Origin of the sequence: Maribacter sp. IgM3_T14_3, from assembly GCF_049603095.1 — a bacterium.
In the GTDB taxonomy this organism is placed as follows: Bacteria; Bacteroidota; Bacteroidia; order Flavobacteriales; family Flavobacteriaceae; genus Maribacter.
Genome location: NZ_CP187138.1, coordinates 1,991,810 through 2,008,518, shown reverse-complemented (window position 1 = coordinate 2,008,518; position 16,709 = coordinate 1,991,810). Strand labels below are relative to the sequence as shown.

Below are 16,709 nucleotides of genomic sequence, written 5' to 3'. Positions count from 1 at the left end.
CATGGACAAATCATTTCTTAAAAAAAATAAAAAACTGTGGTGTCAATAAAAACAAGGGGTAACAGGGTTGCGAGTTTAAAATTCTATAAGAATAAGCATGGACATTCCATATACTCATTCTCTTTTTGGAATTTAAAGCATCTTTTGGAATTAGTATTATAACTAACTTGTACGAATCAATTTCATTCAAATGATTAAAACTGGTATTTTAACGAGTGTTCTTCTTATTTTGACCCAATGCGCCATTTCGCAAAATCTACCAAAGGTTGATAGCTTAGAAACGCTATTGGATAAAGAAAAAAAAACAGAGAGTAGAATTAAGCTCTTGGAGGAACTCCACTCAAACCTTATTTATGTAAAACCTAAAAAAGCATTGGAATATTCCAAAGATGCTTTAGAGCTTTCAATTAAATTCGGAAGACAAGAATCAGAACAAATAGCCTACTACAATTCTGGCGTGGGATTCATGACATTAGGCAATATTGATTCTGCGAAATATTACCATAACCGTGGAAAAACATTGGCAGAAGATCTCCAAAAACCACTACAAATCGCATTCGCTACTTCGGCGCTCGCCAACATCAAAGCACTAGAAGGTAATTTTAAAGAATCCATTTTGTCTTATGAAGAGGCCAATAAAATATTTAGAGAGGAAAATTCACCATTCGATTTAGGCATTGGCATTGGCAATGTTGCAAGTATATATATGGCAGAGGGCAAAAACAAAATTGCACAGATAAAATCTCTAGAGGCATTAAAGGTTTTAGACACCTTCCAACGAGACCCATATAGGAAAGCAGATATATTAAGAAGAATTGGGCATATTCAATATAATATTAAGGATTATAAGGAATCTATAAAGTATTTTAGAGATGCTCTCGCAGTCTATCTTGATACGGATGACAATGTATATGCCTCTGAAACCTATGTTGATATTGGTACTTCTTTAAGTGAAATGGGCGATTATGAAGGTGCTATTCGTGAACTCGAAAATTGCATTGCAATCACTACAGAATATGGGCTCGAGGGTACACAAGCTATAGCATATACAAATTTAGGTAACTCATACAGGAATTTAAAAGATTTTGGTAAGTCGTTGCACTTTTTAGAAATGAGTTTGGATTATAATTTGAAAGAGGGATTCGTCAACAACAAAATAGAAGTATTAAAAGGCTTGGCAGAACTATATTTGGATAAAAAAATGGCTATGACTGGTTTGGAGTATGTAAATAGTGCGATTGAAATTGCCGATTCCGTAAAATCTATTGACTATCAAATGAATACGCACCTTCTCAAGTCTAGAATTCTTGAGAGACTAGGTAGAACTGACCAAGCCTTAAAAGAAAGAAAGAAGTACGAAGTCTTTGAGGATAGTATTTTTAACATCAGAAAGATTCAACAAATTGAAGAATTACAAACAATTTATGAAACCGAAAAAAAAGAAGCCGAAATAGCCCTTCAAGAGGAAGAAATAAATACCCTGAATGAAAAAGCCAAAGTCGATAAATTGACAAAGAACCTATACGCCGGAGGAGCCTTTTCAGCTGTTGCTTTATCAGGTCTACTATTTTTCGGATTCCGCCAACGTATTAAAAAGAACAAGATTGCAAGAGAGAAACAGGAAGAAATCTACAAACAAGAAATTGCCCATAAAAAGAAAGAACTGACCAGTCAAACACTTCACCTAGTTCAGAAGAATACCTTTATTCAAGAGTTGATGGATAATTTAGAGAATATCAAAAACTCTCCAGAAAAGTTTAAGATGGAGTTTCGACGTATTGTCATGCTGCTAAAGAAAGAGAATGCTTCTGACAAGGACTGGGAGGTCTTTAAAACCTATTTCGCGGAAGTCCATAATGACTTTGACCAAAAACTAAAAACGCTTTATGCCGATATCTCTGAGAAGGAAATTCGTTTGGCGGCTTTTCTACGCATGAATTTGACTACAAAGGAGATTGCGGCCACATTAAATGTATTGCCCGATAGTATCTTGAAGTCAAAATATCGACTGAAAAAGAAACTAAATCTAGATAAGGATATCGATTTGACTAGTTTCTTAAATACGCTTTAAAACAACTTACATCACCCTTTAAATAGCATATTTCAAGAAAAAAGAAAAGACATTATCCCAAGTAAAATAAAAGATAAATTATTATTTAACCTCTTTCTTTTTTTGGCCAATCATGAGCAACCTCTTCGTACAATTCATCCTCCGCTGATGTATCCGTCTTCGTGCAAGAAGCAAAAGCGAATAATGATAGACAACACAGAACAAAAAACAACTTTTTCATATTTATGGTATTTTAATTTATCTAAAATAATTAAATTACTGATAACGTGCAAATTTTGAAGAACCTCTTTCTTAAATACTTTATAAAAAGCAAGTTTTCTTTACTTATGACCTTTATTAAATGAACATAAATTCTAGCCCACTTCTGTGTTTGTATATTGGCCGATAAAACGAACCGTTTCTAAGACTCCACTGAATTTTCAAAATGGTCTAAAATATTTTCCGTTTTGTGAAACATTTGGAACAACATTTAGAATAGAACTGATAAATTCTGGGGCATTAAGTTTAAAGTACTTAGTAGCCCTTTATGTCAAACGGTATGGCCTTTATTTAATGGAGGATTAAAAAATGATATTTTTCTCCTATTTTTAACATCCCACTTCAAGATTAAATTGATAGATGTACTTTCTAAGCTTTCCCGATTTTAATATTTATAGTTCACCTCTACTTATTCTATCCATTCAAGGACTAATTTTTGCGTTTTTACTTTTTAAAAGATATCTAGATAAGAAAGCCTTATCAGACCTTCTTTTAGCTTTGATCATTGTAGTTACTTGTTACCATAGAACAACGTACACCATTGGTTTTATGGATTGGTACGATACCTATCCCGAAACAAAAATCAATTATTATTTGCTAGAGCTTTCTTTGATTCTGGCCCCTCTAATTTATTTCTATGTGCGTTCTATTACTTGCGCTACGTTTAAATTCGAGAAAAAACACTTCAAACATTTTGTTCCTTGGTCGATTTATTTTTTCATTAAAGCTTTCATTTTGGTTTATGATGCTTCGCTACCAGATTTTAATGCTGTACAAAACGGACAAATGGTCGTCAATTTTCAATGGAAATATCTAGATCCGATCGTTGCTTTGTTTTCAATGCTGCAAATGATAATTTACCTGGTATTGACCTTTCAATTGTTCTATGCGTATCGAGAAAAAATAAGGGATTTTTTCTCGAACACCTATACTATTGAACTTAACTGGTTACGTAACTTTTTGTACATATATTCATTTCTTTTTCTTTTCCACAGTATTCAAACCATTGTAAATGAACTTATCGTTGATCTAAGTTGGACCCAAGAGTGGTGGTATCATTTCTTTTCTGCCGTTGTCATTATTTACATAGGGGTCAAGGGTTACTTCACGCCCGTTGGCAATTTAAAAGATTTAGGCTTTGAATATCATAATTTTAGTTTCAATCAAAAACAAAAGGAAAACAAAAAGCACGGTAAAGAAATTGCTACTGCGGAAGAGCTTTCCCTAAAACTAATTGAAAAAAGGGAAGTACTAGCAACCTATATCCAAGATGAAAAGCCATATTTAGACCCAGATATTACCTTGGTTACCTTGGCCAAACAATTGGATATGTCCAGAGAAGAACTCTCCGAGGTTATCAATAAAGGGTTTCATCTCAAATTCAACGACTTTATTAATGGGTATCGCATAGAAGCCATAAAAATCATGTTCCGGGATAACAAGCAAGTCGACCTGTCACTTTCCGGAATTGCCTATGAATGTGGTTTTAATAGCAAAGCGACCTTTAACAGGGTATTCAAAAAGATGACCCAATCTTCCCCTTCCGATTTCATAAAGGATTTAAAATAAAATAGTTACACAATTTAGGACGTCTCAATTCGTGAATGAGTCCCTATTACCACGAATTGAAACGCCTGTCTTCCCTTTGTTTCGCAATTTTGACTTGTCGAACAAAAACAGATGTATTATGAAATAAGCCTTTGCATCTAGTTAATACCAACTACTAGTATAGAAAGGCGAATTACATCTGACCTATTAACAAATTAAAATTCAACAGATGAAACGTTTATTTGAAAAATTAATCACCCCAGTCACACAATCTTCAAAAGCAAGTGACATTATACTTGCCCTACCCCGAATCCTTTGTGGGCTATTATTGGCCTTTGATTTTGGCGCATCAAAATTCGGAATGCCATGGACTTCTTCTGAAAGTAACCTATCCTTGTTTCAGGTCTCCGACTGGTTCGTTGAGGATATTGCCCAATATGGCGGCCTCTTCGCTTTGAGCCCACTTCTTTTTGCCTGGCTTGGTGCCGCGAGTGAAGCGCTCGGTGGGTTGTTTCTGGCCTTTGGCCTTAAGACCCGTATAGCCTCCTTCTTTCTCACTTGTACCATGTTGGTCGCCATTTTCTTTCAAAAGTGGGACCAAGGCATTTGGGGAATGCTTCCAGCGATGGGTTTTTTATGGGTATCCCTTTACCACATCGTTCTAGGGTCTGGCCGCTTCGGATTGGATTATTTAATCGGTAAGCGTCTTGAGGAGCATCGAATTTTAAGCACTCCTATTATTGAATTAAAGCAAATGCACAAACCATCTAAATTGGGAACGAAGTCTAAAATTGCTGGAATGTTCATCTTGTTTGCAATATTTAGTGCACAAGCACAAAGTCAACAAGTTACTTTTAAGGTAGACATGGGCAATGTCGCTACAATCAAAAATGTAGCCATCCAAGGAAGTGAAAGTCCTTTATCTTGGGATAAAACCACTATGCTTTCCGACATGGACAATGATGGTATTTATGAACTTACCATCGACTTTAATACCTCAAAGAAGAATGTCAAATTCAAATTTGTTAACGATGGCAAACAAGAACTACAAGGAGCGGACAAAAGAGTGATTTGGTTTAAAAATGAGCCTGTTGTCGCAAACTTCACCTTCAACGAGTTCCAGTTCTACAAAAAGGAACAACTTCAAAAATTGGTCTATTCGGAAGCACAGATCAAAGAAGATGTTTCAGTCTTGAAAGAAGTTTTGCAATATATACATCCGAATATATTCAAATACCGGGATTCGTTGAGCTTACAAGAAGATTTTCAAGAATTGGAAGCTCAAATGATTGGAAACCCTACCCTGGAAAACGCTTATAAGCAAGTTTCAAAATTTGCTGCGAAAGTAAGGTGCAGCCATACATTTACCAACCCTTGGAATCAATCTAGCACTACTGAAAAGGCAATATTCCATCAACCGAATAAAATTCCCTTCACGTTCAGTAGATTGGGTAAAAAGATTTTTGTTGATAAGAACGCTTCCGATAACGATGCTCTTAAAAAGGGTATGGAAATAAAAAGTATCAATGGGGCTACTACAGAGGAGATAATGACACGTTTGGTACAATACACTACCTCAGATGGTAATAACTACGAAAAAAAGTTAGAACGTTTGTTGACCGATGGTACGGAGAAATTCTCAATGTTCGATATTTTTTATCCCCTTGAATTCGGAAATGCCGAACAATTTGAACTGGAACTTGAAGAGCCCAATAAGAAAGAATCGGTTCAAATTTCAGTGAAAGCGATATCCAAAACCAACCGAACCCAAATATTGGAAGATCGTTATGGAAAATTGGAGAGTTCGGTTAAAGAAGGGTGGAACTTTAAAATTCTAAATACGAATACCGCTCAATTAATACTTAAATCATTTGCTGTGCAACGCAATGAATTTGATTGGAAGGCTTTCCTCGATAACGCTTTTGAAAAAGTAAGCAAAAAGGGCATCACAAATCTAATCATCGACATTAGGGGAAATGAAGGCGGTCAAGGTGAGGTCGGGGAATACATTCTGGAAAGATTGGTACGAACCCCGGTTGAATTGCCTGCGATGATTTCTTCGGTTCGCTACAAAACGATACCTGAAAGTTTTAAGAAGTATATCAATACTTGGGATAAATTCCCCTATGACTTTACTAAAAAAATTGCTTCCGAAACGGACGGGCGCTATTTCCTGAAGGACAAGTATAGCGTTGCGAGAAGAACTTACAAACCTCGAAAAGATGCTTTCAAAGGCCAAGTCTACCTAATTATCGATGCCTCGAACAGTTCGGCAACCCATCTCATGGCCATGTACGCTAAGAAAATAGAAAATATTACCCTAGTGGGTCAAGAAACAGGGGGTAACCAGAAAGGTACCAACGGCAGTTTTATGTTCTTTCTAAGGCTTCCGAATACCAAGGTCGAATTGGATATTCCAGTCATTGGAATGCAGGTTGAGCAGGATGCCAAAGAAATTTACGACGGAGGTGTAATTCCTGATCTAAGGGTAGAAAAAAACGCCATGGACTATGCCAATGGTATAGATACAGAACTTAATACAATACTTGAATTAATAACTAAAAAATAGATAAAAATGAAAAAACTACTGATACTGCTATTGCTTGTTGTGACGACCGGAATAGCTCAAACAAAAGGTGATGGGGAGCTAATAGAAAGAAGCTTCCCCATAGAAAAGATACAGACCTTGGAAATCAACTTAACAGCGGATTTTATTTTAGATGGCAATCAAGACGATGTAGTCATTATAAAAACGGATCGCAACCTAATGGATTATATTTCAAGAGATATGGATAAGGGATATTTGAATATTTCTCAAAAGCAATGGATTCAACCTTCAAAAAGGCCCCAAATAAGCATTGGTACATCTGGCTTGGAAAAATTGATCAATGACGCCCACAGCACAACGAAACTTATCAATGTAAACCAAGATGCTTTAGAGATAGTAGCGAATGTTGGTACGTTGGAAATAATAGGGCAAGTACAGCAACTTGACCTTCTTGTGGAAACGGCCTCCGTAAAAGCCGAAAACTTAGTTGCGCAAAACACCAATGTTCGAATCAACGGTTTTGGAAAGGCCGATTTGTATGTGGCACAGCGCGCAACCACACATATTAACGACAATGGAAGGCTACGTTTTGTAAACGTACCTCAAAAAATACTGGGGAACTATAGCGATAAACAAAATCAAGGAATCGCCAATGCCGAGGCACGGTTTATAAATGTGAAATTGAAGAATAATTCTTGGAGCAAGAATAAATACGTGGTCGTTGGACCAAAAGCTGATGGAAGTTCATTTAGCTATGGATTTGTCATGTGGCCCCGGCAGAGCAAGGCCGAACGATGGACTATAGGAAGCAAGGTATACAGGGTAAATAGAATGGGAAAAAGAAAACTGGTAGCACAACTCACAGTGAACGATAAGAATGAGGTGGTCAAATTATTCTAAGCTGTTCAAGAAAGAATATCCTCTTGACACAAACTCGTACCATCAGCTTTTTTTGGCATTGGGTTTTGGTTTGTGGGTATTCTTTTTTTTATGGATTTCAGATGCATTCGAACTCTATCAACTTCCAATAATAGAAAAGCTCAAAAGGCTTCTATTGTATGCGAGCATGGGTGCCCTAAGTTATCTTCTAGCACTGATATATCAATACCGAACTACCAAGGAACGGAAGCGATGGACTTTGCAGAATGAGCTACAATTAATCCTTATTGCCTGTGGTTTTGCAGCTGTTTTGGTATATACCGTATTTATATATTTTGGAAATGAAAACCTCGAAAAGCTTTATTTTTCAAATTATCTGTTTACCGTTTACCTGCCGTCTTTGGTAATTATCTTGCCATTCTTGACTATGGGTAGATGGTTATTGGGTATACTGATTCTGCCAAAAAAAAAAGAACCTAATGAGAACACGATAATTATTAAGGCAGGTAACTACCAACAATCAATTGAATTAAACTTGAAAGAGCTTCTATACCTTAAGGCAGCAGGCAACTATATTGAAGTTCATTATTTGGAAGGTTCCAGTTTAAAAAAGAAAATCTTCAGGGCAAAATTATTAGATGTCGAAACAAAAGTTCCACAGCTTTATAGAACACATCGGTCTTATATAATCAATCCGTATTTCTTTAAAGGTTTTATACGGGAGAAAACCAATCTATTTGTTGATTTAGGGTTCGAAACCAAGATTCCGGTAGCCAGAAATATAAAGGTCAAAGCGCAAAAAGACTTACCGTTCAAAACAAAAAAGTAACCGTTCATCACAAAACCAAAATTTGTTCAAAAGGGTAAAGAACTAACTTTAAATTTAGCATAATGAACTGGTTATCTGCCAAAAACATTCTTTGGATAAGTATGGGCACTAGTATTTATTTTTTGGTACTCCATCCCTCAAGACCTTTGCTTACGGAGAATACAGTGAAAGTTCTAGAGGTACCCGTATTGATTTTGCAACTGCTTGTAATATTAATTGCCAATTATAAATTATCCATTGAAAAATTAGGTAATCAAAAACTGTTTTTAATAGTCTCAATAGTGCTTCTAAGTATATCTATTTATTTTAATCTAGGAAAATATTTTAGTTGATGAATTTTAAAAGTTGGATTAAATCAAATGTCTATAAGGGTATAAAAAAAATAAAAACACTTTTCAGTAGCCTGAAGTTTCCGAACCTGAACACTATTGTAGCCGCAAATGCCTTATTACTAAGTGCCTGTGCCCTTTATATTTCAGTTCAAGAAGTTAGGATAATGCGGGTACAGCAGAAAGCGACCATGTTTCCCTATTTGACAATTACAAAAACTTACAATTCAGAAGGTTACGGGATCATCATAAAGAACAGCGGTAATGGTCTGGCAAAAATAAATTCTTACCAAGTTTATAACGATAGTATTCATTTTAGGGATTGGTTCGATGTATTGCAAAATCTCTCTCCCGAATCTAAGATCGATTATAGTATGATAAACACGGTAGGCAGTATACAGAATGAAATGATTACACCTAATGAAAAGCTCAACCTCATTTTCTTAAGATGGAACGATGAGACACGCTTGTTTGAAAATAATCTGAGCAGTTTAAAGGTAAAAATATGTTATTCATCTCTTCTAGGAGAAAGCTGGATGGTTACAGATGATACCACGAGTAACTTGGTAGATAATTGTTCCTTCGAAATAGAAAAGGAATTTGGCCTATAGTAAAGTAAAAACTAACTAACACATGAGGTTTTTTTTGATATTTTCCACGCTAATAATGACTATTTTTTCTACGCAAGCACAAAATGAGTCCAATAGTATTCAAGACAATCAGTTGAAGGAATTCAACTTGTTCAAACTATGCAAAATTTGGGGTTTTATTAAATACCGAAATGCGGACATTGTGAATTCAAACATTGATTGGGACGATGCTTTAAAGGATCAATTGCCATTGGTGGCCTTGGCCGACTTTGATGGTGAAATTGGAAAATGGTTGGGAAACAATATAAAACCGTGCAAAATAAAAGACAATACGTTGGATTCAGTGTGCTCTTATAGCGTTAAGGCGGATTATCGTTGGCTAAGGGATAAAACCCTGTTCACGCCTATATTGAGTGAGGATTTATTGGGGTATGATTGTTTCTACCCCAATGTTGAAAAACATACTTATGTAACGAATGGGCAGTGGAATGTAACTCCGGAGTTTAAAGAAGCCAGTTATCACAACGTTGAGGTCTGGAAGAGTGAATATTACAAAATTCTCTCCTTGTTTCGCTTCTGGAATATTATCGAATATTTTCATCCGTACAAATATCTTAATACAAATAACTGGGACGATGTCTTGAAAGAGTTTATACCTAGGTTTTTGGAATCTCATGGCGAGCTTAGTTATAAGCTAATGCTAATGGAGCTATTTTCAAGGATAGAGGATAGTCACGGAGGCCTTCACAACGACAAGACCATTGACGGTCATTTTGGAACAAAGCAAATTCCAGTTGAGTTATTTCTTTTGAACGGAGAGGTGGTTGTAAAAGATATATTTTCAGATTTCAAGGACAAAACCCAAGTAAAACTTGGAGATGTTGTTACCCATATCGATGGGATCACAGTTCAATTTTTGATGGAAAGCAATAGAAAGACAATAGTTGCTTCCAATGTCTCAGCGATGAATAGAGAATTGATGCAACGTCTTGTAAGAACTCAAAAGGATGTTGTGGAGGTAACTATTTTAAACCAAAAAACCTTGGAAGTCGAGGAGGTTGAGGTTCCGACGCTAGAATATTCCGTCCTCTCCTATATCATGAAGGATGTCCCATCGCATAGAGTGTTAAATGATGATATAGGATATATATATCCAGGATCTTTGAAAAGTATCGATGAAGTTAATACAATCTTGGATACGTTTAAAAACAAAAGGGCCATTGTTCTTGATTATAGATGTTATCCCTCAATAATACTTCAGCATTCCCTTCCCGAATTTATTTTACCTCATGCTGTGGAATATTATACGGCCACTCATTTCGATTGGAAAAACTTAGGCAGTTTTTATTATCAGAGTCCGGTTGCCATTGGCAAGGAGAATTCCAACTATTACAAAGGGAAACTAGTAGTGTTGCTTAACGAATTTTCCACAAGCCAACCAGAGTTTGAGACCTTAGTTTATAAAAAAGGCCCTAATACAATGGTAATCGGTTCCAATTCAGGAGGCACCATTGGAAACTACACGGCAATCGTATTACCGGGAAATATCGTAACAATGATGTCCGGAGCCGAAGTCAGGGATGTGGATAAAACGCAGATTCAAAAAGTTGGTATCGTACCAGACATTTACGTAGAACGAACAAAAGAAGGTATCCGTCAAGGTAAAGATGAAATTTTGGAGAAAGCATTAGACTACATAAATCGCAAATCAGAATAGTTAAATAATACACTATCATGAAATTATATATAATACACCTTTCTCTATTTGGAATTCTATTTCTAGCGGCTTGCAGTAAAAATGATACGGATAGAAAAATAGAATTTTGGACAGATAATGACCTATCGAATACAACTTTTAATCGAGTCTTTATCGACGATACGCCAATTGGTGTATTAACCACATCTGTAGATATGACAAATTGCGGAAATGATGCCAACATCGAATTTTCATTTCCAATGAATTCCGTAGTCACGGTTAGTTTGCGCAATATGAATAACGAAACTATACTCTTTGGAAATATTGGACTAGGAGATTTTAGTAGTGGTTTAAGCGTTGATAAATCAAATGCTACAATTGGCACGAGTATATCGGTGGATGGCACTTCAAATGATACTTGCACAAGGGTCTATTTAAGTTGGGAATAAAAACTCAATCTAAAATCGACCCAATAAAAAGACTTTTTACACGAGAAATTGTTCAAATAAAACGTTCTCTATTTCTTCTTCATAATTGAAGGGATAATTTCATTTAAAGAACAGTATTTTGAAAATTTTCCTAAAAGTTAATTGGGAATGGATATTTAAAAATATAAAAATGAAAAAATTAGTTCGCTTACTGTTAGTTATCACAGTATTGGGGGTATCCTGTCAATCGGATAATAAAACATTAAAATCAAAACCTAATCCCATCAACAACAAGTCAGAAAAGATTGAGGAGCTTATTAAATCGTATGAAGAGAACAAAGGGTTTAGCGGATCTGTTCTAGTAGTGGAGAACAGCAAGGTTATTTATAAAGGCGGTATTGGGTTAGCCAATAAAGAACTAGAAGTGCCAAATGATCCATTAACCAAGCATAGAATCGGTTCTCTTACAAAACAGTTTACCGCTATGCTAATTCTCCAACTGGTAGAGAAAAATAAGATCGAGCTAGATGCTACCATTAACAAATATATTCCCGATTATCCTAGGGCTGGCGGAGACAAAATTACCATCCACCATCTATTGACTCATTCTTCAGGAATACCGCGATTCAGTTTGGAAAAATACCGAGACCCATATACACCTGATGAACTTCTGGCCTTATGGGACGATTCAGGCCTAGATTTTGAGCCTGGAAAGCAATTTACATATAGCAATCCAGGCTATTTTTTGTTGGGCGTAATCATTGAAAGAGTTACCAAAAAGACTTACGAGCAAGTCCTGCATGAACAAATACTCGACCCTCTAGGCATGAAAAACAGTGGATATGATCGCCATAGTACCATACTTATGAACCGATCCTCAGGATATGTCAAACAAGGAACAGTTTATGAAAATGCTGGTTATACCGATATGACCGTATCCTATGCCGCTGGAGCGATGTACTCCACTATCGAGGATATGTTTCTTTGGGATCAGGCACTCTATTCAGATAAGATACTTTCATCAAAATATAGAGACCTGTTGTTTAAATCACACTTATTTGGTTTGGGCAGGTTTTATGGCTATGGATGTTTCAATTCAAAATATCCTGTAGGAAGTACAAAAGATAGCATCAATGTTATTGAACATAGTGGCGGAATTCAAGGCTATAGCGCAAGGATAACGAGAATATCCACCAATAAAAACTTGATTATCATTCTTAGTAATGTGCAAGGCACTGAAACCAAACCATTGACTTATGCTATCATGGGTATCCTTTACGACAAACCATACGAATTTCCAAAAAAATCATTCGCGGATGCATTGTTCAGCAAAATATCAGAGAATGGCGTTAAGGCAGGAGTCACCTTTTTTAAGGAACACCAAACTTCGGGAGAATACAATATTAAAGAACGGGAAATGAATAGCCTAGGATATGACTTCCTAGAATCGGAAAAGCTTGATACCGCTATGGAAATTTTCAAGATGAATACCACAATTTTCCCAGAATCCTCGAATGCTTTTGATAGTTTAGGGGAGGTCTATGTCTTAAAAGGAAATAAAGAGAAGGCAATAGAAAGCTATGAAAAGTCAGTATTCTTAGACCCGAATAATATGAATGCAATAAAGAAATTAAAAGAATTAAAATGAAAAAAATCATATTAAAGATGTTTTTATTCATTCCATTTTTATTATCAGCTCAAACCGAGCTTTTAAAGCAGGAGGTTGAATCATTGATAACAAATACCATTTTAGAGAATGATATTCCATCGCTTTCCGTAGGTTTAATTTATAAAGGGGATACAATACTTTTAAAGGGTTATGGAAGTATTAAACGAGGGTCAGATAGTAAAGTTGATGAAAATACAGTTTACCAAATCGCATCCCTATCCAAAATGTTTACGGGTATCATTGCCAATAATTTGGTTACTAATGGTCAATTAAACTTAGAGAATAGTATCACAAATTATCTGCCAAAAGAATTGTCTGAAAAAACCAAAACAAAGTTGAAACCTATAAAGGTTGTAGACCTGTTACTTCACCGAAGTGGGCTGCCTCGTGATTCAAAAGTGTTTAAGCGAAAAGACGGGGAGCCAATGGCTATCGGTTATTCAGAAAAGGAATTGTTGCTAGATTTGGAAAAAATAAAACTTAAAAGCGAATCAGGAAAAAAATATGAGTATTCAAATTTGGGGTACGCTTTAATAGGTTATATTTTGGAAAGGACGAGTGGTGAAAGTTATGAGCAACTACTGGATAAATACGTAGTTAAAAAAATTAAATTGGAAAACACTTCGGCGGTAAGAAGTATGAATTCTAGCTTATCCATCGCAGTACCCTATAGAAAAGAATCAAGGAAAGTTGAAACGCGATATTGGGAAACAGGTAAATTTGTGTCTGCAAGCGGAATCTATTCAACTGTTAGTGACTTAAGTAAAATTCTTGTAAATCAATTAGAAGCATACAATAGATTTGAATCAAAAAAAGTATCCGACCCTTTAGTATTAACCCAAGTTAAAGGTTCGCGAGGAAGGGAAGGGAGTTATTACGGAATGGGCCTTTTTGAAGACAAAACAAAGAGAGGTTTGCTATATGGGCACCGTGGGGATATGGATGGTTATGCCAGTGAATACAGTTTCAACCCAGCGAAAAACACCGGAGTGATTTTGCTGACTTCAAGTGGAGGCGAATGGATTGGATTATTGTCTGCGCGTATTAGCAAAATTCTAGAAACATCAAATTAAACGAATACTATTAAATCTGCTTAGAAGAGATGGATGAGGCAAAAGTAACACATGTTCCCAAATTCAGATTAGATTGATAATTTTTAATCAGTCCCATAATACGAACCAATAACAGGACTGTACTTAATTTCTAAATCTGGTTCATAAAATTGCCGTTTTATGGTACTACTCTGTTCGAATACTTTCTACTGGGTTAGTAGTCGCCGACTTTATTGATTGGAAACCAACAGTAAGGAACGTAATGACTAAAGCTCCACTGCCTGCCAGTAAGAATGTCCACCATTCAATATCAATTTTATATGTGTAATTCTCCAACCAACGTTGCATAAGTAAATAGGAAATGGGAACTGCGATAAGAAATGCTATTATAACCAACTTTATGAAATCTTTCGTTAATAACAGCACTACGGAGTTAATACTAGCACCTAGCACTTTTCGAATACCGATCTCTTTTTTCTTCTGTTCGGCGGTGTACGAAACTAGACCAAAAAGACCCAGCGTACTTATGAGTATGGCAAGAATGGTAAAAAAGGCAGCAATTTTCCCAATTCGCTTTTCATCTTCATAACGCTTCTCTACACCTTTATCGACAAAAGAATGCATAAAGGGAGTGCTAATCACGGTAGATTTCCATACGTGTCGCATGTTTGCGAGGATATCTTCTAAGTTGCCAGCTTCCAAACGGATCAACATTCTTCGTGGAGCTTCTATTCTTTGGAGAATCAAAGGTGCTATCGCTTGTTTAAAAGATGCATAATGAAAATCACTTACTACTCCTACAATCTCAAATTCACGATCTCCATCGTCGCTTGCCGAAAATATTTTTGAGCCTATGGCTTTATCTTTTTGAATACCCATTACCCTCAAGGTAGACTCATTTACCATAACCTGTGTACTGTCCGTTTGTTTTAAGCCTCTGCCATCGAGCAAGGTAATCCCAGCCGTTTTGGTGTAGTCCTCACTTATCCAATTCAAATTTCCTTCGATATGTTCTTCGGCACTCTTACCTGGAAGATATAGGTCTAGTTCGTAATTAATTTCTTCAGATGGGGAAACCCAATTTCCAGTTATGGATTTTACTCCAGGAATATTTATGTATTGTGACTTTAAAGGATAGAAATTGGTTCTGGCACTTTCGGTATTCAACTCTAGTGAAATTAAATTCTCTTTCTTGAACCCTAGGTTTTTTTCTTGTGTATAATTGAATTGTTGCCAAATTACGATGACAATACTTATAAGTCCAATGGATAGCATAAATTGGAAAACTACCAAGGTCCTACGTAAATTTCCACTTTTCGAGTCTTTTGTAATCACATTCTTTAAGACCGCGATTGTTTTTACCGAAGATAAAACCAAGGCAGGGTAAATACCCGCAAGCAAGCCGGTGAACAATCCAAGTAGAATTAGCGAAAGAACGATATTACCGTTCATCAAATTGATATAGGTAAGGTTGCTTTCCGCAAGCTCATTGATAAAAGGTAACAGCGCTATCGTAATCGGAACACTTATGAGTACCGCAAAAAAGGATAACAATAAGGATTCTCCTAAGAATTGAAAAATCAACGATCTCTTATCAGCTCCCATAACTTTCCTGATACCGATTTCCTTACCTCTCTTATTAGCTCTTGCTGTACTTAGGTTAATGAAATTGACACAAGCTATCAATTGGATAAAAAAGGCCAATATAGCTAGCATATACAAATATTGAATATTTGAAACCTTATCTATTTGAGAGGTGATTCCGTTTGAATACAAATGGATATCCGTTAATTTTTGTAATATTAATGTCCTTTTGATACCTCTTTCCTCAAGTTGTGTTCCTGCTCGTGACTTTAAAAAATCAGACAATTTTTGTTGTAGTCCTTGTGCACTTGTCCCTGGTTTTAATTTCGCATAGGTATAAATAAAAGTGTTGGTGACATAATCGGTGACCCCTCTTACGTACGCTCCAAGACCTGGCGTATTCATGCTTATAATGTAGTTTGGGTTCAAGTGGGATTTTCCTGAATTCTCATCAAAAACCCCTTTTACCGTCAATTTATTAGGTGCTCCGCTAAATCCCGAAATCTCTACCACTTTATCGATTGCCTTTTCATTACCAAATAATTTTTTGGCCAATGTTGATGAGAGTACTAAGGTGCTAGGTTCGTTCAGCGACTTCGAATTACCTTCCAACATACGGTAATTGAAAATTTGAAAAAAGGTAGAATCCGCTAAATAGGCCCGCGACTCGTACAAACCTTCATCCGCCCCTGATGCTTTGATCATATCAACATTAAATAAATCGATACTTATCACACGAGTTACCTGTTCAATTTCAGGAAAATCTTCCTTCAGGGCAAATGCTATAGGGGGGCCAGTAGTAGCCGCATTAACCATTTCGGTTCCTGCTCCACTACCATCGGTTATCATCCTCACGCGATAAATAGATTCTGCCCCTACGTGGTGTTGATCGTAGCCGGTTTGATCAAAAACGTACAATAGAATCGTCAAGCAACTTATCGTGCCGATTGTAAGTCCCAATAAATTGATTAAGGTCTGCTGTTTGTCTTTCAACAAGTTTCTCCACGCGATTTTTAGATAGTTTTTCAACATTTATCTCGTTTTTTGATAATGAGTAAGCAAAAGAGGCTTTTAGTCAACACCGGAAGTTGAATACAAACATCCATAGGATGTTTAAACTCGTTCTAATATTATGTCAAATTTACAATTATGTTAAAATCTATTAATTATAGATATAAAGTCTGGGAAGACTTTCGTAAGTAAGCTATATCCAGAAATTAATTTTACA

At 36.1% G+C, this 16,709-nt stretch carries 11 protein-coding genes; 10 read left to right on the top strand and 1 reads right to left on the bottom strand.

All coding sequences use genetic code 11. The annotated features are described in order from the left end of the window. Nucleotides 1–190 precede the first annotated feature (190 nt). The 10 genes from ACPF9A_RS09040 to ACPF9A_RS08995 all read left to right on the top strand — a co-directional run bounded on the left by ACPF9A_RS09040 (nt 191) and on the right by ACPF9A_RS08995 (nt 13,918). Nucleotides 191–2,071, top strand: a complete 1,881-nt coding sequence (locus ACPF9A_RS09040; protein WP_424003687.1) for a tetratricopeptide repeat protein — start codon at nt 191–193, stop codon at nt 2,069–2,071. Nucleotides 2,072–2,689: 618 nt separating this feature from the next. Continuing rightward, on the top strand, nt 2,690–3,898 hold the full coding sequence (locus ACPF9A_RS09035) for a helix-turn-helix domain-containing protein (protein ID WP_424003685.1): 1,209 nt from the start codon (nt 2,690–2,692) through the stop codon (nt 3,896–3,898). 208 nt (nt 3,899–4,106) lie between these two features. Beyond that, a complete protein-coding gene (locus ACPF9A_RS09030; RefSeq protein WP_424003683.1) occupies nt 4,107–6,446 on the top strand; it encodes a S41 family peptidase in 2,340 nt (779 codons plus the stop codon). Nucleotides 6,447–6,452: 6 nt separating this feature from the next. Beyond that, complete coding sequence (locus ACPF9A_RS09025) at nt 6,453–7,325, top strand: GIN domain-containing protein (RefSeq protein ID WP_424003681.1); 873 nt, start codon at nt 6,453–6,455, stop codon at nt 7,323–7,325. After that, complete coding sequence (locus tag ACPF9A_RS09020; protein ID WP_424003679.1) at nt 7,303–8,133, top strand: LytTR family DNA-binding domain-containing protein; 831 nt, start codon at nt 7,303–7,305, stop codon at nt 8,131–8,133. The genes ACPF9A_RS09025 and ACPF9A_RS09020 overlap by 23 nt, the downstream gene beginning before the upstream one ends. 331 nt (nt 8,134–8,464) lie before the next feature. Next, a complete protein-coding gene (locus tag ACPF9A_RS09015; RefSeq protein WP_424003677.1) occupies nt 8,465–9,073 on the top strand; it encodes a hypothetical protein in 609 nt (202 codons plus the stop codon). Nucleotides 9,074–9,254: 181 nt separating this feature from the next. Next, nucleotides 9,255–10,769 (top strand): S41 family peptidase, encoded by a 1,515-nt coding sequence (locus ACPF9A_RS09010; RefSeq protein ID WP_424003675.1) that lies wholly within the window; start codon nt 9,255–9,257, stop codon nt 10,767–10,769. Between the two features lie 17 nt (nt 10,770–10,786). Further along, a complete protein-coding gene (locus ACPF9A_RS09005) occupies nt 10,787–11,197 on the top strand; it encodes a hypothetical protein (RefSeq protein ID WP_424003673.1) in 411 nt (136 codons plus the stop codon). Between the two features lie 118 nt (nt 11,198–11,315). Beyond that, entirely contained in the window at nt 11,316–12,824 is a 1,509-nt protein-coding gene (locus ACPF9A_RS09000; RefSeq protein WP_424003672.1) for a serine hydrolase, read from the top strand. Continuing rightward, nucleotides 12,821–13,918 (top strand): serine hydrolase domain-containing protein, encoded by a 1,098-nt coding sequence (locus ACPF9A_RS08995; protein ID WP_424003670.1) that lies wholly within the window; start codon nt 12,821–12,823, stop codon nt 13,916–13,918. The genes ACPF9A_RS09000 and ACPF9A_RS08995 overlap by 4 nt, the downstream gene beginning before the upstream one ends. Nucleotides 13,919–14,083: 165 nt before the next feature. On the opposite strand, the gene ACPF9A_RS08990 is transcribed toward ACPF9A_RS08995, so the two are convergent. After that, on the bottom strand, nt 14,084–16,513 hold the full coding sequence (locus ACPF9A_RS08990; protein WP_424003668.1) for an FtsX-like permease family protein: 2,430 nt from the start codon (nt 16,511–16,513) through the stop codon (nt 14,084–14,086). Nucleotides 16,514–16,709 lie beyond the last annotated feature (196 nt).

Bases quoted from the DNA above. Each gene is read 5' to 3' on its own strand.
- ACPF9A_RS09040 (WP_424003687.1), top strand. From the start codon at position 191: ATGATTAAAACTGGTATTTTAACGAGTGTTCTTCTTATTTTGACCCAA.
- ACPF9A_RS09035 (WP_424003685.1), top strand. From the start codon at position 2,690: ATGTACTTTCTAAGCTTTCCCGATTTTAATATTTATAGTTCACCTCTA.
- ACPF9A_RS09030 (WP_424003683.1), top strand. From the start codon at position 4,107: ATGAAACGTTTATTTGAAAAATTAATCACCCCAGTCACACAATCTTCA.
- ACPF9A_RS09025 (WP_424003681.1), top strand. From the start codon at position 6,453: ATGAAAAAACTACTGATACTGCTATTGCTTGTTGTGACGACCGGAATA.
- ACPF9A_RS09020 (WP_424003679.1), top strand. From the start codon at position 7,303: ATGAGGTGGTCAAATTATTCTAAGCTGTTCAAGAAAGAATATCCTCTT.
- ACPF9A_RS09015 (WP_424003677.1), top strand. From the start codon at position 8,465: ATGAATTTTAAAAGTTGGATTAAATCAAATGTCTATAAGGGTATAAAA.
- ACPF9A_RS09005 (WP_424003673.1), top strand. From the start codon at position 10,787: ATGAAATTATATATAATACACCTTTCTCTATTTGGAATTCTATTTCTA.
- ACPF9A_RS08995 (WP_424003670.1), top strand. From the start codon at position 12,821: ATGAAAAAAATCATATTAAAGATGTTTTTATTCATTCCATTTTTATTA.
- ACPF9A_RS08990 (WP_424003668.1), bottom strand. From the start codon at position 16,513: ATGTTGAAAAACTATCTAAAAATCGCGTGGAGAAACTTGTTGAAAGAC.